The organism is Peribacillus sp. YIM B13481, from assembly GCF_042787985.1.
Taxonomy (GTDB): Bacteria; Bacillota; Bacilli; order Bacillales; family DSM-1321; genus Peribacillus; species Peribacillus simplex_A.
Genome location: NZ_JBHZPE010000005.1, coordinates 118506 through 138916, shown reverse-complemented (window position 1 = coordinate 138916; position 20411 = coordinate 118506). Strand labels below are relative to the sequence as shown.

The window sequence follows — 20411 nt, the reverse complement described above, 5'->3', positions numbered from 1 at the left end:
TTTATGAATGATTATCAGACAAACAGGGTTAAGCCATTTCCATATGCTGAAGGCCCTAACCTCTAGCATATGGAAATGGCTTTTTATTTTTGCGTATCAAACTTACAAAGACTAGTAAAATCCAGATAATTAAGCTATATGCTCGTTTTAATATGAAAAAGAGCCATTTTACCGATACCAGAAGCTGCAGCACTAATTAGAACGTTAATATATTCCTAGACAACTACATTACTATTTTACTTAATAAACACCTCTGTTAGTTAAATAACTTATCAATGAGTTATCTCAGTTAGATACGTTTTTAGTCTCATAACCAGTGCTTTGGATACTGTCTTGTTTGAAATAAGTTATTATAGATCATTGATATAAAAACCAATAATACCGTACCTATTGCAATCGAAATAAGGAATCCCCATCCAGCTTGAGAATTAACAGCAACAAGGGCACTTGCTGCTGCGGGAGGATGAACAGTTTTTGTAAGAGTCATTATTAATAATACAATAGCTAATACTAGACCAATAATGAATAGGCTCTTACCTAATATGCTCCAAATAATAAGTGCTGAAATAGTAGAAATTAAATGTCCCCCAATAACGTTACGAGGTTGAGACAAGATACCTTTATGGGAACCGAATACGATTACACAACTTGCACCTAGAGGAGCTAATGCCATAGGATATCCTAAATAGACAGCTACAAAACTAATGATAATAATAGCAATGAGTCCACCTATAGCTGAAACAAAGGAATCAATATAATCAATTCTGTCTTTATCTCTAGCTTCGCCCTTCATTTTCTTTAAATACGCTTTTAAACTTATGTTTGGTTGATTATTCCAACTTTTCTCAAGATTTCTTTCAAAACCCATAATTTATGTTTCCCTCAAGCTTCCTAAATAATTTGATAAGAAAATTGGCAGAGTTTCTGCCATAAAAGTTATTTTACAGGAAAGCAATCAATGTTTAAATATATATCTTGATTTTCTGTATTTTGTCAATTACGAAGTTTTCATCCTCTTTTCAACCTGCATTTTCAAAAAAAAAGTTAACAAAAAGTCCCTATATTAACGCCGAGCAAAAGGTTCCTCGCCAGACCAAATAACTGACCACCGTGAAAACTCTCCATCTATTTTTTTTACATCTATTCCTCCAATTGTGAATTCAAAAGAAAAGAAGTTAATTTGCGTATCATGACAATTAACTTCTTCCACATTATGACGAACTATTAAGTTGGAAAACCTTTTGTCTTTAATGGGAATAAGTAAAGTTATATGTTTTTATCTTGGGAATATATCGAAATATTATTATGATTCGGGAGAGGTTATTCAATCAACTTTTCATAAACTAAAAAAATCCTGGTAGAATTTCAATATCTACCAGAATTAATCATAGAAAAACATTTGGTTCTGTTGCGCTAACACAGCATTTATATCTTTTTAACAAATTGGGATTTTAATTTCATCGCACCAAAACCATCAATCTTGCAATCAATATCATGATCTCCATCAACTAAACGGATGCTTTTGACTTTTGTACCCATTTTCAAGACGGATGAACTGCCTTTCACTTTAAGATCTTTGATTACCGTTACGGTATCACCATCGTTTAAGGCATTTCCATTTGCATCTTTGATAATCTTTTGGTCACTATTTTCAGTTTCCGATTCAATCGTCCACTCATTGGCGCACTCTGGGCAAACAAAAAGACTTCCGTCTTCGTATGTATATTCTGAATTACATGCAGGGCAATTAGGAAAATCAGACATAAATTCACTTCCTCCATTCGTTATTGTCAATTCTAATATAATAATGGTTTGCATACAACCGGTAATGTTTTTTGAGTTTTGCCCCTCCTATAGAACCTATAATGGTTTTACTATATACTTTTAAGAAAAGCTGGAAAGTGCGGTGAACCCTTTGTTTAAACTACTATTGATAGAAGATGATACGACGTTATTCAATGAAATTAAAGATAGATTGGCGCAATGGTCTTATGATATTTACGGAATTGGCGATTTTAGTAAAGTGGTTCAGGAATTCACGGACATAAAACCTGATTTGGTCATCATTGATATACAGTTGCCGAAGTTTGATGGGTTTCATTGGTGCAGAATGATCCGTGCCCATTCTAATGTTCCCATTATCTTTTTATCGTCACGTGATCACCCTACCGATATGGTGATGTCCATGCAGCTTGGCGCTGATGATTTTATCCAGAAGCCCTTTCATTTCGATGTACTCATCGCAAAAATACAAGCCATCCTTCGCCGGGTATATAATTACAATACAGAAAAGATCGAATTGAAAACCTGGTGCGGTGCAACAGTGGATTACGAGAAAAACACGGTATCGGCCGAGGCTGGCTCAATCGAATTGACAAAAAATGAAATTTTCATCTTGAAAAAGCTTATTGAACAGAAAAACAAGATCGTAAGCCGGGAAGAATTGATCAATAGCTTATGGGATGATAAACGTTTCATAAGCGATAACACCCTTACAGTAAATGTGAACCGTTTACGAAAGAGATTGGATGAACTTGGTTTAGGGCATTTTATCGAAACGAAGGTCGGACAGGGCTATATCGCAGTTGAAGAGGCTAATGCATGATCAGAAAATATTTCGTGGAAAGGTTCAGCTGGATCATATTCTACATACTTCTTCATCTATTCATCATCTTTGTCGCTTTTCTTGACTCGGCCATTCCATTAAAGCCAATACTGTATATTGTTTTTTTATCATTGATCATGTTCAGTATTTTTTTGATTTTCCGCTATAAAAAAGAAACGTATTTTTATAAAAGTTTGGAAGCTCGGGAAGAAAGCCTGGATATAACGAATATACCAGAACCAGAAAGCCCTTTCGAAAAAATCATAGAAAACAGCATCATTAACCAAACCGAAATATTGAAGCAATCCGCAGCAATTGGCCAAATGACTTTAGAGCAGGAGAAGGATGATTTATTATCTTGGATTCATGAAGTGAAGACACCATTGACGGCAATGCATTTAATGATTGACCGCTTGGATGATGAATTGCTGAAATCCCATTTGACGTATGAGTGGCTGCGCATTCACCTTCTTCTTGATCAGCAGCTCCATCAAAGGCGCATTCCTTTCATCGAAAATGATTTGTATATTGAGAATACGGATTTGGAAACTATAATCTTTGATGAGATTAAAACGCTGCAATCATGGTGCATTCAAAAAGGAATCGGCTTCGACATACAGCTGGATGTAACCGAAGTGCTTAGTGATGCGAAATGGCTGGCCTTCATCATGAGGCAGCTCTTGACCAACTCCATTAAATACAGTGAAAACTCGGATATTACGATATACAGCCATGAACAAGCAGAACAAACGATTCTTGAATTGAAGGATTCTGGTCGGGGCATCGACCCAAAGGATATACCCCGCATATTTGATAAAGGCTTTACATCCACGACAAATCATCGTGACCATGCTGCAACTGGCATGGGTTTATATTTAACCAAGAAAGCAGCAGAGTCCCTATTCATCTCCATTGCTGTAAAATCAAAGCTAGGAACTGGGACGACCATTACCTTGACCTTCCCAAAAAGAAATGATTTCGTGAATATCACAAGCATGTGACAAAAATGTCACATGCTTTTATTCTTTGTTCGGACAAACGAAGGAAAAGAAATACATCGCCTTTTATAATAAGGATATAGAAAAAAAGGAGTGTATCGATATGAATATATTAGAAGCGAAAAAAATCCATAAAAGCTATGGAAATAAATTCAATAAACAAGAAGTATTAAAGGGTCTCGATATAAGCATACAAGAAGGTGAATTCGTAAGCATCATGGGTGCATCCGGTTCAGGGAAAACGACTTTGCTGAATGTCCTTTCCTCGATCGATAAAATCAGCAACGGCACCATTACGATCGATGGAAAAGAGATTTCAGGGATGAAAGAAAAGAAGTTGGCCGAATTCCGGAAGAACCATCTGGGCTTCATCTTCCAGGAATATAACTTATTGGACACACTGACTGTCAAAGAAAATATCCTTCTGCCCTTATCCATTACAAAAACACCAAAAAATGAAGCGGCACAAAAGTTTGATACCGTAGCGAAAGAACTGGGCATATATGAAGTGAAGGATAAATACCCAAATGAAATTTCCGGTGGTCAAAAACAGCGTACGTCTGCAGCACGGGCCTTCATCCATGATCCAAGCATCATTTTTGCGGATGAACCGACTGGGGCGCTTGACTCCAAATCAGCTTCCGATTTACTGAACAAACTGAGCGAAATGAATCAAAAGCGCAAAGCGACGATCATCATGGTAACCCATGATCCAGTGGCGGCCAGTTATTGCAGCCGGGTCATTTTCATTAAAGATGGACAAATATATACACAATTGAATAAAGGGGAACAATCCAGACAAACCTTCTTCAAGGACATCATGAAAACACAAGGTGTTTTGGGAGGGATTCAAAATGAGCATTAATCAACTCATCTTTCGAAATCTGAAGAAGAATCTGAAGAACTATTATCTGTATGTGTTTGCCCTGATTTTCAGCGCTTCCCTGTACTTTGCCTTTGTCACCTTGCAATATGACCCATCGCTTGATGAAGTGGAGGGTACGATGAAAGGGTCCGCCTCCATCAAGGCTGCATCGATCCTGCTTGTTGCGATTGTTTCCATCTTCCTTTTATATGCCAATAGCATTTTCATAAAACGGCGCAGTAAAGAAATTGGCTTATTCCAATTGATAGGCATGACCAAGAACAGGATATTCCGTATCCTGAGCGTGGAAAACCTGATCCTGTATTTCTGTTCCGTATTCCTGGGAATCTTTGTAGGGTTTGCCGCTTCTAAATTAATCATCATGATTTTATTTAAAATAATGGGTGTCGAGGCGATTGCGACCCTTCAATTTTCTTTTCAGCCGCTTGTTCAAACCGTGCTCGTTTTTAGCGCCATCTATCTTTTCATCATGTTGATGAATTATGCCTTCATTAAAAGGCAGACCATTCTTTCATTATTTAGAGTGACTTCAATGACGGAAGGAAAAGTGAAAAAGGTTTCGATGTTCGAAATGATCATCGGGATATTCGGAGTCATCCTGATCATTGCCGGCTATGTCGTCTCATCCAAGTTATTCGATGGAGCTTTTTCAGATATGACCGAGCTTTTTATGGCCATGGTCATCATTCTGGCATGCGTCATCATCGGGACCTACCTATTCTATAAAGGATCCGTAAGCTTTATCTTTAATATCGTCCGTAAAAAGAAAAATGGCTATTTGAATATCAATGAAGTATTGTCCCTTTCATCCATCATGTTCCGGATGAAATCGAATGCGGTATTATTGACGATCATCACAACCGTTTCCGCTCTGGCGATTGGATTATTATCATTAAGCTATATCTCCTACTACTCCGCGGAGAAGAGTGCACAAAGCAGTATCCCTACCGATTTTTCGATGACGGATATGAAAGATGCAGATTCATTCAAAAAAGCTTTAACAGACAGTAAAATTAATTATGACGAAAAGGTGATCGATGTCATTCAAGTGGATGCCAATGTAAAGGAAATAATGGAGACCAGTCTGGATGAAGTGAACTTTGATCCGGACATCATGACCGTTTCCGTCATCAGTGATGAATCCGTTAAAGGAATCAACCTCGCTGAAGATGAGACACTTTTCAGCGGATACAGTAATATGATGGAAAAGGTCATATCCTTGAAGGATTCCGGAAAGATAGAACTGAAGGGCAGACACGAAGTGATTCCGCAAACATATATGGGATTGAATGATGATACCTTCGTGTCCTATTACTTCACGAACGGCGGAATGCCCGTTGCCATTGTAGACCAAACGATATTCGACCGTTTGAAAAAGGATATCGACCCGAAAATCCAAAAAGTTTCATCTGTAAATATCGGCATTAATGTGAAGGATGAAGCTGAACTTGAGAAGGCGAATGATCTATTCAATAAAATGAGTTTCCAAGAAGAACATGTGAATGATTCCCAATTAGAAATGTTCAACACCCAGAAGAAGAATATGGGTCTTATCATGTTCATCGTCGGATTCTTGGGATTAACCTTCCTCATCACATCCGGTTGTATCCTCTATTTCAAACAAATGGATGAAAGTGAAGGTGAAAAATCCAATTATACGATCTTAAGAAAACTGGGATTCACGAGAGGTGACTTACTAAAAGGAATCCAAGCAAAACAAGTTTTCAATTTCGGTATTCCTTTAATCGTCGGGCTGCTTCACAGTTATTTCGCAGTCCAATCAGGATGGTTCTTTTTCGGGACCGAAGTTTGGACACCGATGATCATCGTTATGGCACTATACACGGCATTGTATTCAATCTTCGGAATCCTATCCGTTTTTCATTACAAGAAGGTCATTAAAGAATCACTATAATCTAAAAAGCTCCAGGGTCCATTAGGCCCTGGAGCTTTTAAACTGTAGAAAAATCCGAAGAAGTTCCAGCTGTTTTCGGAAATCCGCTTCCTTTCCGCCGACTGTCTGCCAGCTTTCATTTTCCGTTTCCCTTTAAAGTACTCCAGCCGGTTTCAGCATTTCCTTGATCAATTCCCTGTTGCGCTTTTTAAAGATTTCATTGTGTGACGAGACCATACCCACTCCGTGAGCGTCAGGCTGGATATATTGCATTGCCTTGTTTACGGCATTTGCTGCATCTTGGAAAGTAAATTGTTTTTAATCCTCGGAAATAAAACTTGCAAGTGATGGGTGCTACGACATACTCCTACATGTAAGTATCATTATGTTTAAGGCATATAGCTTTTATCTCAAAATAACGTATTAGATTTACTTCTGCAGGTGTAATGTGGAAGTTAACCTGCCTTATTCATAAATACAGCAGTTTAACAGGATAGCTCTCTCGTATCATTACTCTTAGAAAGTAGACAAGAGATATTGCGAAACACAATGCTGCCTATTCGCCCCGTGGTTGGACAATGACAATCATAAACTCCCCCCTCAACTTCTACTTCCATAATAAATCGATTTCCTCGTTTTAGAATTACACCCTCTATGAGACATAAAAATCATCTTGTTAGCTTGGTGAGCATGTAGCCTTATCTCTTTAATATTTTTTCCGGTAACAGTAAATTGTTTTATCTTCAATATCAAGCAATTTTAAGATGGTCACTTTGTTAGCATTCTTAGAGCCATCTATACATTTAATAACATTTACTTTGCGGTTGATAACTACTTCGTAGGTACTTCCACTTGATGTATAAGTTGATATGCTTTCAAAGCCATTTCAACGTTTAATCTGTTCTCCGGCATATCAAAATCAAGATCAAGAATCTTTTTTATTTTTTCCAGCCGATGATAGAGTGTTTGTCTTACAATATGTAATTTTTGAGCAGTAAGCTTCTTTGAGCGATCAAGCTCAAAGTATTTTGCTAAAGTCAGAAGCAATTCCGTTCCATATTCCTTATCATAGGATATTAAAGGAGAGAGATAGTCCTCAATAAAATGGGCTGTATCTTGATCATGCTGAATTAATTGTATCAACCGAAAGATGCCAAGGTCTTCGTAAAAGGCACTTGTTGAAAACGTACGATAATTTAAAGCTAACTGCGCTTCCCGATAACCAGTATGAGCATCCAAAAGTAACTGGTATTGTCGCCCAACGCCTATACGGATTTGGCTAGATTCACCTTCTTTAACATATAGCAAGGCATTTATCACTTTCAAGAAGCGTGCCTTAGAGGAATCGGCAGTTCCAAGATCAATAGCTAATACAATAATCTGATTTCTTATTGATGTGATATAGGGTGTAAAAGAATATTTTGCGAACCCAGATCGAATTTTTAAAGAATAATGATAAATAGCAGATTCATTTTCTTCATCCGATAAACTTAATGAAGACGAATGAAAAACATCTTCGATATCAACGATTGCAACTCGATAATGTATAGAAGCGCGCTTAGATTTTAACGAAATAAATCCCCTTGCTTGTTCCTCATTATTGATGCGTCTATAAAGTAAATCATTTAGCCATGTAGATTCTAAACGTAATCGTTTTTCGTCCAAATAATGTTTGCGCAGTAAGTCTTGTGAGATTGCTAGAGAAGCACGATCAAGGATTAGGAAATCGAATTCATCCGATTCACGATCTAAAACCATAACAAGGTACGCCCAGATTTGATCCATTGCCCCGATCGGTTGGAGAAGAATAGTATGGTTTAATGCCTTCCATTCAACGGGCGAATCATTTGTAATTCGGTCATGCCAGTGTTCTTTATCTTCATAAATGGTTTGAAGTAGCTGTTCCATAAATTCATTTTTCAATCCTGGAATCGAAAAAGGTGTTCCTTCTATAGGAAGATAGATAATTGGTGCTTCTGTCTTCTGTTGCAACAACTTTAAAATATTTGATAACCCATGAGTAGTGAGTGACAATGAATGGAACTCTCTTGAAATAGAATCTAATGTAACCAACTTCTCATGATGAGCATTAATTAAAAACGAATGTAGATCCTGTGCTATTTCGACGAAGTTTATGAATTCTTTGAAAATAATAATCGGAAAGTTATACTCATTTGCCATCTCGATCATTTCTTTAGGGACCTTTTCGAAGTAGTGTCCAAGTTCTATACATAAACATGAGGCGTTGCGTTCGATAAGATTTAACAAAAATGAAGTATTAGAGGAGTCTCTCCATTCAAACCCAAATCCGGTGGAGAGTATCAGTTCCCCTCCCTGAAAGATGGTATCATCAAAAAACGGGATTTCAAGGACATGTGTCCATTTGACTTGACGGTGCAACCCGTTTGCCCCCGCAACCACCTCCGTTTTTGAAAAGAGTGAGCGCTTAAGAACATCTTGTACTGTAAGCATATGTACCTCCTCATTGAATTATTGTTAGCTGTATCATTTTATTATAACTATACTAGAAAGTCTAAGCCCATAATATATGGATCCCTCCTATCTCTGTTTAACCCCAAGTAATACGACAAGTGTCTATAAGAGCGTTCTTTACGTGCTTTGATGAAATACCTTAATCAACCTGAGAATCTTTCATAACGTTATCCATTTACACCTTTTTTCATCAGTTATATGTGCGCATGAATCTATTCTATAGAATAACTGTGGAGTACTGAAACTGAAAACAACCAAAACATTAGATAAAAAATGTAAAAATTATCACTTTTTACTAACTTTGCATTCTTGAAAGTCCAGATAAATAAACGTGCTTGGTTAAAAAAAAACTAATATAAATTTAACCTCGTGTCTAATGTAAGGGTTATCATTTTCCTGTAAGATTTTAGAATGTTCAATTAATTAAATGCAAATAAAAAGGAGAATGAACAATGATAGTAGGAGTTCCTAAAGAATTAAAAACTGCAGAGACTAGAGTGGGATTAAATCCAACATGGGTAAAAAAATTAACAGCTTCCGGTCATGAAGTACTAATACAAAGCATGGCTGGGGAAGCTAGTGGTTTTTGTGACGAGGAATATGTTTTGGCTAGAGCAAAAATAGTAAACACGATTGACGACATTTATGAGAAGGCAGAATTTGTTGTTAAAGTGAAGGAACTTCAACCCTATGAATACGGCCTTCTTAGAGAAAATCAAATGATAATGGCATGGTTTCATTTGGCGGAAGATGTTAATCATGAAATGACACAGGCATTACTAGATACAAAAGCAATTTCATTATCAATGGAATTAATCGTTTTACCTGATGGGACGAGACCTACGATTAAACCAATGAGTGAAATTGCAGGAACATTAGCAATGCTTGAAGCAGTCAAATATGCACAATATGGTTATGGTGGAAAGGGAATACTTCTCCGGAAACTGGCCGGTTTGCCGTCGAGCAAAGTATTTATACTTGGTGGTGGCAATGCTGGACTCAATACTGCGCAAGTTGCTGTGGGTCTTGGATTGAATGTAACAATCATGGAAGCATCAATGAAACGCATTGATTATTTGAACAATCAGTTGCCACAGGTGGACATTTTGTGTTGGGATAAAGATACGATGTTCGAAGAACTTATTCAAAGTGATGTTTTAATTAATACAATTTATCCGATGCCAGGGGTAACCGAACCTCTCATAACACGAGAGATGGTCAGTAAGATGAAACCTAATTCTATTATTATTGATATTGCAGGAACGGGTATAATTGAAACCTCACGTTATACGACTTTAGAGGAACCAGTATATTATGAACAAGAAGTCCTACATTACTGTGTCCCGAATATGCCGGCTCTATGTCCACAAACCTCGACAAACATGATGTTGATGACAACCGGCCCATATATTATGAATATTGCGAATAATGGATTGAAGGACGTTATAGTAAATGATGTAATCGTAAGAAATTGTATCAGCACTTTGAACGGTGAAATTGTTCATCACGAAGTTGGGATCAATCATAACATGCCTTATACAGATATAAATACAGAGTTACTATTGTCCAAATAATAAAACATCCTTAGAGTCATCTCATATTTCAACGTTTCATTTCTATGAATAGAAATCAGTATACAAGTTATTGAACGAGTCGCTACTAAAGAAATTCCAGGAGTCAGTAAAGATGCCAGCGAGAAGATTTTTCCAGGAATTATATAAGATATAATATACATTCCAATGAATTATCCATTCTGCAGCCGGAATTCTTTGCGAGGAATGGGGAGATAAGTTCTACACAATAAATTCATGGATAATTCAAAGTATGCTCCCTAGCATCTTACTGACTTTTTTATGATTTCTAGAAAACCACGTATTAAAAAAGCTATGGAAGTAATAATATAGATCCCATTTCTTGTAAAAGGTTAAATCAGGTAAAGGAGGAGAGTATTTTACATGTCAAATTTAAGGAAAACAGATAGAACACTTACACTCATTCCCGTTGTGTTGTTTGGTTTTTCATTTATGGGGTTAACCACAGCTTTTACTACGTATGGTATTGCGGCTAATATTTCCCACGGTATGGTTCCGGGGGCAATGATAGTTGCTCTAGTGGTAATGATGTTTACTGCTTACAGTTATGGGAAAATGGCAATTGCGTTTCCATCTTCCGGTTCTGCTTATGTTTATACGCAAAAATCGATCAATCCCTCTGTTGGATTTCTTGTCGGATGGGTGATCTTAATGGATTATTTATTTATGCCAATGGTAAATTATTTAGTATTTGGTATTTTTTTCTCAGCAGCCTTTCCTACAATTCCAAGTTACATCTGGATTGCAGGTATGCTGATGCTCGTCACTTATATTAATATTAAAGGATTGAAGTTTGCAACAAATGTAAACGCATTCATAACGATTTTTGCTTTTATTTTTATCCTTATCTTTATAGGTTTTTCTATTAAGGAAATTTTCATGGGAGAAAGCACGGCCACTCTTTTATCTCTTGAGCCATTCTATAATTCGAAAGAGCCCTTTTCTTATACAATAGCTGGAGCAGCATTATTATGCTTTTGCTTCCTTGGGTTTGAATCAGTTACAGCGTTTGCGGAAGAGACAGTGAACCCTAAGAAAACAATTCCCCGAGCTGTTATTTTAATTACTCTTGGTGGTGGTTTAATCTTTACAAGTGTTTCATATTTCTCATTTCTTGTATGGCCAGAGTATAACACGTTTAATAATCCTGATTCGGCTGCCTACGAAATTATTAAACTTGTTGGTGGAAAGGCGATGTACTCAGTATATCTTGCGCTTTATGCATTAGCTGTATTGGGTAGTGCCATGTCGTCCCAGGCAAGTGCATCACGAGTCCTCTATACGATGGGGCGAGATGGACAGTTTCCTGAAAGGTTCTTTGGCACCCTGCATCCGAGATATAGAACACCCGTAAATAATATCCTGATCATTAGTTCTGTCTCTTTGCTTGCTCTATTTTTAAGTTTAGATCTTGTAGCATCATTTATTAATTTCGGGGCGTTTCTTGCGTATACTTGTGTTAATATTGCCGTAATTGCTCATTATTATATTAGAAATAGAGAACGTTCGGTAAAAGGAACTGTCTTATATTTAATTATTCCTATTATTGGAGCTGCTCTTGATATTTTACTACTTGTGAATCTTGATGTGCACTCAAAGGTACTTGGAGTAAGTTGGTTAATAATAGGCTTCATTTATTTACTTGTATTGACAAAAGGACTTAAAAAACAGCCACCAGTATTGAAAATTGAAGAAAATATAGTGTAGATTTAAAATAAAGTCACGATGTTTATAAGAAAGATGAAAAACGGCTTAGACACAACTATGTCGTTATGAGACCTACAGGTCATTTTTGGATTAATCTATCGAAATGGTTATCTAACGAAAAGATTGATGCCGTAAGTCAATCCTCACCTTGTAAAAAGAAATAAAGAGAATCGAGATAACACTCAGTCCAAAAGTGATAAAAAAGACGCTCTTGTGATTGCGGATATGAAACACTCAATGAGATTGTTGTTACCCTCTCGATTCTTCCCAATCAATCCGTTATTGACTTTGGTGAGCAATACAATTCTCTACAACTTCTCTGAAGGAAATCCAGTGGTAGAAAAGGATTTCTTGGTTCTTAAATACTCTTTTTTCTGTGATGTTAATTAAGAGAAATCAACTTTTTGTTGAACAATTGTGATTGTCACTTGAAATAATGGAAATTTCCAGGTCGATGAAGTCCCCTATTATTCGATTATTTTCAACAATACTTTTAACACAGCCGACAAATAAAAAAGAACCATAAAAAAGATGTAGCCATACTTCTTTCTCAATCAAGAAAAGAGTATATGCTGCACTTTTTTTACTGAATTAATGTTTAGTTTGTACGAGGTCTCTTACCGTCTTAGAGGAAATTTGACTAAAATCCATAGTCGAATCGATTCCCGTGCCAAAGGAATGATCAATAATGATGTCTCACGTCCTACTCCAAAGGCAAATGTCCCTCTTGTTTACATCTGCATTTTCTTAATATCCGAGTTTTCTGTTTCATTAGCATCTGTTTGTTTGCTTTTTCTTGATCCGCATTGGGCTTATCATCTGGGTTTACGTCCACTAATTAAGACGACTAAGGGTAGTTAGCCTTCGGTAAGTGCTAAGTAATGCTTTACTTTCCCGTTATATTCAACGATTAGAACATCATCTCGCTCTTTTGTGGTGTATATTTTTGTTCCTATGGGTAATTGATTGGCCATACCATCTTTAAAAGATTTACTGAAATCGTTTGAGAATTCCTCTGTAATTTCTCCAACAAATTCGTTCTTAGTCAGTTTAAGCTCATTCACCCATTCAATATCCGTTTTATAAATGATCTTTTCCCATTGGAGAATGTCTGCATTTTTATCAAGATTTAAAACTTCTTCTGCATCTGGATTTTTAGATGTCACGGTTTTGATTTCTGTTTTAACACAACCCGACAAATAAAAAATGCAAACGATTAACATGAAAACCAATATGTTTTTCTTCATCATACACCTCCATTCAATTAGACGTATGGTATTATCTTTCGTTACCGAATATGGCTTTGTATTGCTATTAAGTGTTCCGGTTAGTTATTCATTCATTTTCATCCGAAAAATAAAAAAATGCCCTTTCATACCGAGGGCATTTTCATAATCCAATTTATTAATTTACGAAAAGATATAACTTCCTATGATATTCCACAAATGCCTGCTGGTCCTTTTCCGTGTAGTCCATCCACTTTACTTTCTTGCATCTTTCCTCTAATCTCTCATTCAGTTCATCTTCTATTTCATTCATGAAACGAATGATTTCCCCATAAGGCATATTGAAATGACGGGCTGCAAGCCGGGGCGGAGAATGCTTTACCAGCAATCTCATGAATTGATCGACCGTGTCCGCCTTCGATGCAAGATAATCTTCCTCGCTCACGATGAATTCATACACTTGTTTTTTCACGCCAGAAAGTCTGGTCACTTCGTCGCGCAATAAAAACTCCATTAATCTTTCGTTCATGCGGCTCTACCTCGAATTTGTTAATATTTACATTCCTTGAGATCATGTATGAAAAGGCTACATTGCTCAACACCTCATTATGACACCGTAACCGCAAGCCATCAAGCAATTCCTGTAATCAAACACAAAACGTAACGACTACGATTTCCTTTTTAAGTAAAGTACATGTATAAGCCTCATAGCCAACGTTCGTGTTGTATGACAGCTCTTGATGCATAATTAGCATACTTTTTTGGAAAAATATGTGTATGAACAAATGGAGCAACACAACCTTTATTAATTTTTATATATGTAAAGAGAATAATTTTGTTAAAATTTGATATAATAAATGTAATATTTAGTCAATTGGTATCTTTTTATAGAATTCGCTTTTATAAAGGGGTAAAATGAAGCTAATGACATCTTATTTTTTCTAAATGTTTCCGAGGAGTTATAGGGTGGGTAAGCAAGTACATAGTGACAGCTAAAATGCTGTCCGACATATCGGTTGTTTTCATTTGTTCAGAATAACAATGAAAAGAATAAGGAGTGATTTTTTGAAACCTTCAACAAATCGCATGTTAACCCGTATTAAATCCGTTTATATGTTCATTAGTAATAACGGTACGGTTTCTACTCAAGAGCTTGTAGAAGAATTTGGCATCACTCCTCGAACTGTGCAGCGCGATTTAAATGTCTTAGCGTACAATGACCTTGTTCAAAGCCCCAGCCGTGGCCTTTGGACGACAACAAGTAAAAAGGTGAAGATGTCATCGTAAAAAGAACGACCACCCGAACAAAATCGATATGTAAAAAAAATACTTTGAGGCGGACAATATTTGTCCGCCTCATTTTTTCATGCTTATTTATCATTCAGCAGGTTGGCCCGCCTTTAACTGTTCAAGCTCTTCCGCCGTTAACTCACGGTATTCACCAAGCTCAAGTTCTTCATCCAGTTGTAAACTTCCCATGGAAAGGCGCTTGAGGTAGACGACACGTTTGCCCACGGCCTCAAACATCCGCTTCACCTGATGGAACTTTCCTTCCATGATCGTCAACTCGATATCCGATGTCAGTCCTGATTTTAAAATATTCAATTCCCCTGGTTTTGTCTCGTACCCATCATCTAAGGTCACGCCGTTGCGGAATGCCTCGATATCCCGTTCCGTTACTTCGCCATCAATGACGGCAAAATATGTTTTAGGAACATGTTTCTTCGGGGAAAGCAGTTGGTGGGCAAGCTTTCCGTCATTAGTGATCAGCAATAAACCTTCTGTGTCCTTATCCAGACGGCCCACAGGGAATGGCTCGAACACCGAATCCTCTGGCTCCAAGATATCGATGACCGTTTCTTGGTGTTTGTCTTCCGTTGCCGACAATACGCCTGGCGGTTTATTCATCATTAAATATATGAACTCCCTGTATTCAACCCGTTCACCATGAACCGTCACAATTTCCTTATCAGGGTCCACTTGTTCTTTAGGATCCTTCAGTAGCCTTTCATTGACCTTGACGGCGCCGGATTTCAGGAGCTTTTTCACTTCTTTCCTGCTTCCATACCCAATATTGGATAATATCTTATCAATTCTCATCATTTCCTCCTAAAGCCTTTTCAGTAAAAGGCCTTGCCCACTATAATGACAGGCAAGGCAAAATATTTAATCCGGGATTCACTTTATCATACCCTTTTTTTTACACATCAAACTTCTATCCTTTATAATCCTAATTTAGCTTTTAACCGATCGATCCGGGTACCGAACAAACGATGGGCAAGTTTGCTTTTTAAGGATAGCGCTGCAAAAATGAGAGCTCCAAAGGTTGCACAAATGGCCACGATCAAAATCGCTTGAAAGCGCCCTTCCGTTGTAAACCACAGCGATAATAAACTGTTCATGCCCCATACAGCCAGTCCCATTATGATTGAAAATACAGTGATCAATACGGATCTTCTGATGGTAAGGCTATAACGATAGCCAGTAAAGTAGGTAATGACATATAAATTCAGCAAGACAGCTGCCAAGTAGCCGAAGGCCGTGGCATAAACGGATCCTTCCGTTTCAAACAACTTGATCAGCGGGATATTTAAGCTCAATTTGATTAAAAAGCCAACTAGCAGGCTTAGCACCGTATATTTTTGCTGATTGATCCCTTGTAAAACAGCCGCCGAAATGGAAAAGAGCGCAAATAAGATGGAAACGGGAGCATAAGCCTTCAGGACACTGATTCCAAGCGGGTCATGGCTGTAAAAGGCACTATAGATTGGATCGGCCAGCACCGACATGCCAACGACCGCAGGAATCGTAATGAACAACAAAATTTGAAAGGCCTGGTTCAGCTGGCGGTTGAACTCTTCCGAATCCTCGCTTACATATGCCTTCGTCACCGAAGGAAGAAGTGCCATCGAAAACCCGGTTGCAAGCGTCATTGGAATCACGACAAGTTTCTGGGCATACACGTTCAAAACCCCAAGAGCATCTTCCGCGACATGCTGTAATCCGATGGACGACATCGCTTTATTGAAAGACAATAAGTCCGCAAACTGAAACATTGGCATCGCGATCCCGACGAATATGAAAGGAATCGACGAAAGAAATATTTCTTTATAAATCTCCGGCAGGGAAATTTCCAACGTTCCCCGGTCTTTCTCCATCAAACTGTCCAAATGGGGCTTTTGTTTTTTCCAATACCAAAATAACACCACTAAACCGCCGACAGCCCCGACCGTCGCCGCGAATGTAGCCATTTGGATGGCCTTCACTAAATCTCCATCCATGACATTTAAAACAACATACACACCGGCCAGAAGGAACACGATGCGGACAACTTGTTCAACAACCTGAGATATGGCCGTTGGCTCCATCGCTTCATGACCTTGAAAGAAGCCGCGGATGATACTCATGAACGGTACAAAAATCAAGGCGAAGCTGACAGCCCGTATGATCTCCGTGACATCCCCTACATCTTCCTTCTTGACTCCAAAGATTCCAGTAAACATCGGTGCCATGGTATAGAGAATCAAAAAAGCGAGAAAACCGGTGGCAGCCATTAATTTCAGGCTCGATTTAAATAACTTCTCACCGACGGCGTACTCCTCGAGCGCATTATACTTCGAAATGAATTTAGAAACAGCAAGCGGCATGCCTGCCGTTGCAAAGCTGATGAAAATCGTATATGGAACGTACCCATATTGATAGAGGGTAGCCCCTTTATTCCCAACCATATGTTCAAAGGGGATGACATAAAACAAACCAAGAATCTTGGAAATAATCGCTCCCAGCGTTAATATAAAAGCCCCTTTTAAAAATTTAGACGACATCTAATCCCATCCTGCCTCTGTCAGTTACGTTTTACACGCTTTTTATCTTAACATAATAAATTAATTTTTCTATAAAAACTACTCTCAAGTTTATCTTTTTCGAAGATAATACACAAACAAATAATTTCTCTTTTTCTACATTCGCAATCTGACGGGCTCTTGCTATATAATGAAGGGACTGAAAATGATAAAGTGGTGATCAATTTGAAATATGATGTAGTGGTAATTGGCGGCGGTCCTTCCGGATTGATGGCAGCAATTGCAGCCGGGGAAAAAGGTGCCCATGTATTGTTAGTGGATAAAGGCGAGAAGCTTGGAAGGAAACTTGCAATCTCGGGCGGCGGACGCTGCAACGTGACGAACAGGCTCTCCATCGATGAAATCATTCAGCATATCCCTGGAAACGGGCGATTTCTATATAGTGCTTTCTCAGAGTTCAACAATGAAGACATTATTCAATTCTTTGAAAAATTGGGCGTGGCTCTAAAAGAAGAGGACCATGGCCGGATGTTCCCAGTTAACGATAAAGCACAGAGTGTCGTGGATGCCCTACTGACGCGCCTGTCGAATTTAAAGGTTACGACTTATAAGAACTCACCAGTTGCCGAAGTTCTCTATGAACATGGAAAAACAAGCGGGGTCCGGTTAAAAGATGGACAGACCATTGACACAGATGCAGTCGTGATTGCTGTCGGCGGAAAATCAGTTCCTCACACCGGTTCAACCGGGGATGGCTACGCATGGGCTAAAAAGGCGGGGCATACGATTACCGAATTGTTCCCAACTGAAGTTCCCGTACTTAGCCATGAAACATTCATTAAAGATCGAACACTTCAAGGCCTTGCACTTCGGGATGTTTCATTGAGTGTCCTCAACCCAAAAGGCAAGGCCCTGATCACACACCAAATGGATATGCTCTTCACCCATTTCGGCGTCTCCGGTCCAGCTGTTCTAAGGTGCAGCCAATTCGTCGTGAAGGCGATGAAAAAATGGAACCTATCGGAAGTGACAATGAAACTCGATGCCCTTCCCGACCGAAACAAGGAAGAGGTCTTTCAAGACATCATGAAAGAAATCAAAGCCGAACCGAAAAAAGCCATTAAAAATACGTTAAAAGGATTAGTTCCTGAACGATACCTTCACTTTCTGCTTGAGCGAAGCGGCATCGATCTTCAAGAACAAGGAGCGACGATATCAAATGAAAAAATCCGCCGCTTTGCTGAACTATGCAAGGACTTCCAATTTGGAGTGCATGGCACCCAGCCGCTAGAAAAAGCCTTCGTCACGGGGGGCGGCGTATCCGTCAAGGAAATCCACCCAAAAGAAATGGCATCCAAATTAATGGATGGCCTGTATTTTTGCGGTGAAATTCTGGATATACACGGATACACTGGCGGCTACAATATCACCTCGGCATTAGTAACCGGAAGACTCGCCGGAATGAATGCTGCCATGTATGCCCGTTCATAATTCCTAAAAAAGGCTGATCCGTTTGGATCAGCCTCTTTTTTATGCGATTTATAATCATTCAGTGCTTGATGGACATTAATTCAGGCGCTGGCGCAGGTTTTTCGGCCATTCTTGCACTTTTTCCGACCCACAGCGCTTTTATTCGACCGTACTCCTACTTTTTTCGACCCATAACGTTTTTATTCGGCCGTTCTCTTAATCGACCGCTTCCTCTTTTATTCCGGCTCACTATTGGAAAATTCTGGATGATAGCGAAAAGCTTCGAGGTCAACGGTATTCCTCTTCGTGAATGTGACGCCTTCACTCTCCAGCATCGCCTTCTGGTGTTCTGCGGCTCCCTCTGCTTTTATGCCGATTTCGCCTTTGGCATTGATAACCCGATGCCAAGGAAGGTCATGTTTTTTGCTGCTTGAATGAAGGATCCTTACGACCTGCCTTGCACCTTGCTGACTTCCGGCGAGCTGTCCTATTTGACCATATGTCATCACTTTGCCGGAAGGGATATGTTGAATGATCTTAATCACCCGTTCTGTAAAACTTTCCAAATTACTCACCCCTTTGTTCTATCCGTTTACCAATCGTAATTTTTTTATCGGTTATCAGGAACCCATGATGCTTGATCAAGTCGATTTTAAGCTCAGCAGGCACTCTACAGTCATCGTAAGCATAGATAGAAATCAATCCTCGTTCATTGATCCATTTATCGATTCATTTTTCATATGCCCCTATCGCTCTCTAACTTGATCCTCATTGCCCCATGTCCGCACGAGTTGATTCCGTTTTAGAATATGTATCGATGTTTTTCAAGAAACAATTAACCATCGTTGAAGGATGGAAGTCTCCATGAAAACAATAAAAATCAAAATTATTAATAAGATGCACTTTCTCCAATTGCTCCTATGTATTACGTTTAACTTTACCCATTATCAGCAAGTTTGTAAAATTCATAGAAAAATATAGTCAGTTTTTCTTAATTAAAGGGGTGAAATCCTCAGCTGTTTTAATTTGTTGATTCGAATTGGGGCTGCTTTTAGTCCACACGGTGAAAGACCAAGCAGCCCAATTCAACAGGCTCGTTCTTCATGTATTTTCCCAATTTGATGTTCGTACTTAAATCACGGGATAATACGGTACATAACGCGGGTTATAATAATATGGCGGTCTTGGCCCTATGAGGGGCAATTCAAAGGTATTGGGGTTGGAATCATATAACAACTCCACTTTTTCATCCGATTGTCCGACCAATAGCAACTTCACATTTTCGCTATAATAATATGGCATATGGAGGCCTCCAAAAATTTTTTTCCTATCCTTTAGCATATTCCAACAGCACGGCAACGAGCCCGTACCTAAACCTGTTCTTCATGCACGGCATTCCACTTTCTTGGAACATTCACGAAAATAGACTACCTTGATTTGCCCGAATTACAGCAATAGGTAGTCTCATATTGATTATATGTACGGAAAACGATAGGGCGAATCCCGCCTTCATTTTTTCTTATAAATGATCATCGCACTAAAACAGTAGATTTGTTCCTCTTCCTCTTCACCTGTAGTGGCGACATTATATTTGATGTCAACGATTTGATTATCACGAATGTCTTCCAAGAAAACGTTCATTTCATCCTCTAGATCCTTTTCATGCTCATAATCGAATAATTTGACTTGTATCATCGGCTTTCCCCTGCCCTTTTACTATAATGATAGTTATTGTGC

19 protein-coding genes and 2 pseudogenes are annotated in these 20411 nt (G+C 38.5%); 9 read left to right on the top strand and 12 right to left on the bottom strand.

Annotated features, from left to right (window positions below):
* Window positions 1-307: 307 nt before the first annotated feature.
* Both ACFX4X_RS05755 and ACFX4X_RS05750 read right to left on the bottom strand, forming a co-directional pair.
* Entirely contained in the window at window positions 308-868 is a 561-nt protein-coding gene (locus ACFX4X_RS05755; RefSeq protein WP_377382382.1) for an HPP family protein, read from the bottom strand.
* Window positions 869-1425: 557 nt separating this feature from the next.
* Entirely contained in the window at window positions 1426-1764 is a 339-nt protein-coding gene (locus tag ACFX4X_RS05750) for a zinc ribbon domain-containing protein YjdM (RefSeq protein WP_125160225.1), read from the bottom strand.
* A 151-nt stretch (window positions 1765-1915) separates the two neighbouring features.
* On the opposite strand from ACFX4X_RS05750, the gene ACFX4X_RS05745 reads away from it, so the two are divergent.
* The 4 genes from ACFX4X_RS05745 to ACFX4X_RS05730 all read left to right on the top strand — a co-directional run bounded on the left by ACFX4X_RS05745 (window position 1916) and on the right by ACFX4X_RS05730 (window position 6404).
* Complete coding sequence (locus ACFX4X_RS05745; protein WP_377382379.1) at window positions 1916-2605, top strand: response regulator transcription factor; 690 nt, start codon at window positions 1916-1918, stop codon at window positions 2603-2605.
* Window positions 2602-3606 (top strand): sensor histidine kinase, encoded by a 1005-nt coding sequence (locus ACFX4X_RS05740; protein ID WP_377382377.1) that lies wholly within the window; start codon window positions 2602-2604, stop codon window positions 3604-3606. The genes ACFX4X_RS05745 and ACFX4X_RS05740 overlap by 4 nt, the downstream gene beginning before the upstream one ends.
* Window positions 3607-3706: 100 nt before the next feature.
* Complete coding sequence (locus ACFX4X_RS05735) at window positions 3707-4468, top strand: ABC transporter ATP-binding protein (RefSeq protein ID WP_284469979.1); 762 nt, start codon at window positions 3707-3709, stop codon at window positions 4466-4468.
* The gene (locus tag ACFX4X_RS05730) at window positions 4458-6404 is read left to right on the top strand and encodes an FtsX-like permease family protein (protein ID WP_377382374.1); all 1947 of its coding nucleotides are present in this window, start codon (window positions 4458-4460) and stop codon (window positions 6402-6404) included. Before ACFX4X_RS05735 ends, ACFX4X_RS05730 begins: the two co-directional genes overlap by 11 nt.
* Before the next feature lie 132 nt (window positions 6405-6536).
* Here ACFX4X_RS05730 and ACFX4X_RS05725 read toward each other — a convergent pair.
* The 3 genes and pseudogenes from ACFX4X_RS05725 to ACFX4X_RS05715 all read right to left on the bottom strand — a co-directional run.
* Window positions 6537-6689, bottom strand: a pseudogene (locus ACFX4X_RS05725) (thioredoxin reductase); the annotation flags it as partial.
* Window positions 6690-6868: 179 nt separating this feature from the next.
* Complete coding sequence (locus ACFX4X_RS05720; protein ID WP_377382410.1) at window positions 6869-7027, bottom strand: hypothetical protein; 159 nt, start codon at window positions 7025-7027, stop codon at window positions 6869-6871.
* A gap of 187 nt (window positions 7028-7214) precedes the next feature.
* Window positions 7215-8855 (bottom strand): PucR family transcriptional regulator, encoded by a 1641-nt coding sequence (locus ACFX4X_RS05715; RefSeq protein WP_377382371.1) that lies wholly within the window; start codon window positions 8853-8855, stop codon window positions 7215-7217.
* Between the two features lie 473 nt (window positions 8856-9328).
* On the opposite strand from ACFX4X_RS05715, the gene ACFX4X_RS05710 reads away from it, so the two are divergent.
* The 3 genes and pseudogenes from ACFX4X_RS05710 to ACFX4X_RS05700 form a co-directional block, all read left to right on the top strand.
* A complete protein-coding gene (locus tag ACFX4X_RS05710) occupies window positions 9329-10450 on the top strand; it encodes an alanine dehydrogenase (protein WP_377382368.1) in 1122 nt (373 codons plus the stop codon).
* A gap of 381 nt (window positions 10451-10831) precedes the next feature.
* A complete protein-coding gene (locus ACFX4X_RS05705) occupies window positions 10832-12175 on the top strand; it encodes an APC family permease (RefSeq protein ID WP_377382365.1) in 1344 nt (447 codons plus the stop codon).
* 59 nt (window positions 12176-12234) lie between these two features.
* Window positions 12235-12403, top strand: a pseudogene (locus ACFX4X_RS05700) (IS110 family transposase); the annotation flags it as partial.
* A 629-nt stretch (window positions 12404-13032) separates the two neighbouring features.
* Here the strand turns inward: ACFX4X_RS05700 and ACFX4X_RS05695 are convergent.
* Complete coding sequence (locus ACFX4X_RS05695; RefSeq protein ID WP_377382364.1) at window positions 13033-13422, bottom strand: hypothetical protein; 390 nt, start codon at window positions 13420-13422, stop codon at window positions 13033-13035.
* A gap of 157 nt (window positions 13423-13579) precedes the next feature.
* On the bottom strand, window positions 13580-13930 hold the full coding sequence (locus ACFX4X_RS05690; protein ID WP_061464463.1) for a hypothetical protein: 351 nt from the start codon (window positions 13928-13930) through the stop codon (window positions 13580-13582).
* 536 nt (window positions 13931-14466) lie between these two features.
* Between ACFX4X_RS05690 and ACFX4X_RS05685 the strand changes: the two genes are divergently transcribed.
* Entirely contained in the window at window positions 14467-14688 is a 222-nt protein-coding gene (locus ACFX4X_RS05685) for a DeoR family transcriptional regulator (protein ID WP_034309346.1), read from the top strand.
* Between the two features lie 90 nt (window positions 14689-14778).
* Here the strand turns inward: ACFX4X_RS05685 and ACFX4X_RS05680 are convergent, their stop codons facing one another.
* Window positions 14779-15501: a pseudouridine synthase gene (locus ACFX4X_RS05680; protein WP_061464464.1), complete on the bottom strand. Its 723-nt coding sequence runs from the start codon at window positions 15499-15501 to the stop codon at window positions 14779-14781.
* 122 nt (window positions 15502-15623) lie between these two features.
* Window positions 15624-17225 (bottom strand): putative polysaccharide biosynthesis protein, encoded by a 1602-nt coding sequence (locus ACFX4X_RS05675; RefSeq protein ID WP_377382360.1) that lies wholly within the window; start codon window positions 17223-17225, stop codon window positions 15624-15626.
* A 204-nt stretch (window positions 17226-17429) separates the two neighbouring features.
* Here ACFX4X_RS05675 and ACFX4X_RS05670 point away from each other — a divergent pair, with 204 nt between their 5' ends.
* Window positions 17430-18695, top strand: a complete 1266-nt coding sequence (locus ACFX4X_RS05670) for a BaiN/RdsA family NAD(P)/FAD-dependent oxidoreductase (RefSeq protein WP_377382358.1) — start codon at window positions 17430-17432, stop codon at window positions 18693-18695.
* A 215-nt stretch (window positions 18696-18910) separates the two neighbouring features.
* Here ACFX4X_RS05670 and ACFX4X_RS05665 read toward each other — a convergent pair whose 3' ends face one another.
* The 3 genes from ACFX4X_RS05665 to ACFX4X_RS05655 form a co-directional block, all read right to left on the bottom strand.
* Window positions 18911-19240 carry an MGMT family protein gene (locus tag ACFX4X_RS05665; protein ID WP_377382355.1) on the bottom strand — a complete coding sequence of 110 codons (330 nt, stop codon included), beginning with the start codon at window positions 19238-19240 and terminating at the stop codon, window positions 18911-18913.
* A 565-nt stretch (window positions 19241-19805) separates the two neighbouring features.
* Window positions 19806-19976, bottom strand: a complete 171-nt coding sequence (locus ACFX4X_RS05660; protein ID WP_167555996.1) for a hypothetical protein — start codon at window positions 19974-19976, stop codon at window positions 19806-19808.
* A gap of 207 nt (window positions 19977-20183) precedes the next feature.
* The gene (locus ACFX4X_RS05655) at window positions 20184-20369 is read right to left on the bottom strand and encodes a sporulation protein Cse60 (RefSeq protein ID WP_057913195.1); all 186 of its coding nucleotides are present in this window, start codon (window positions 20367-20369) and stop codon (window positions 20184-20186) included.
* Window positions 20370-20411 lie beyond the last annotated feature (42 nt).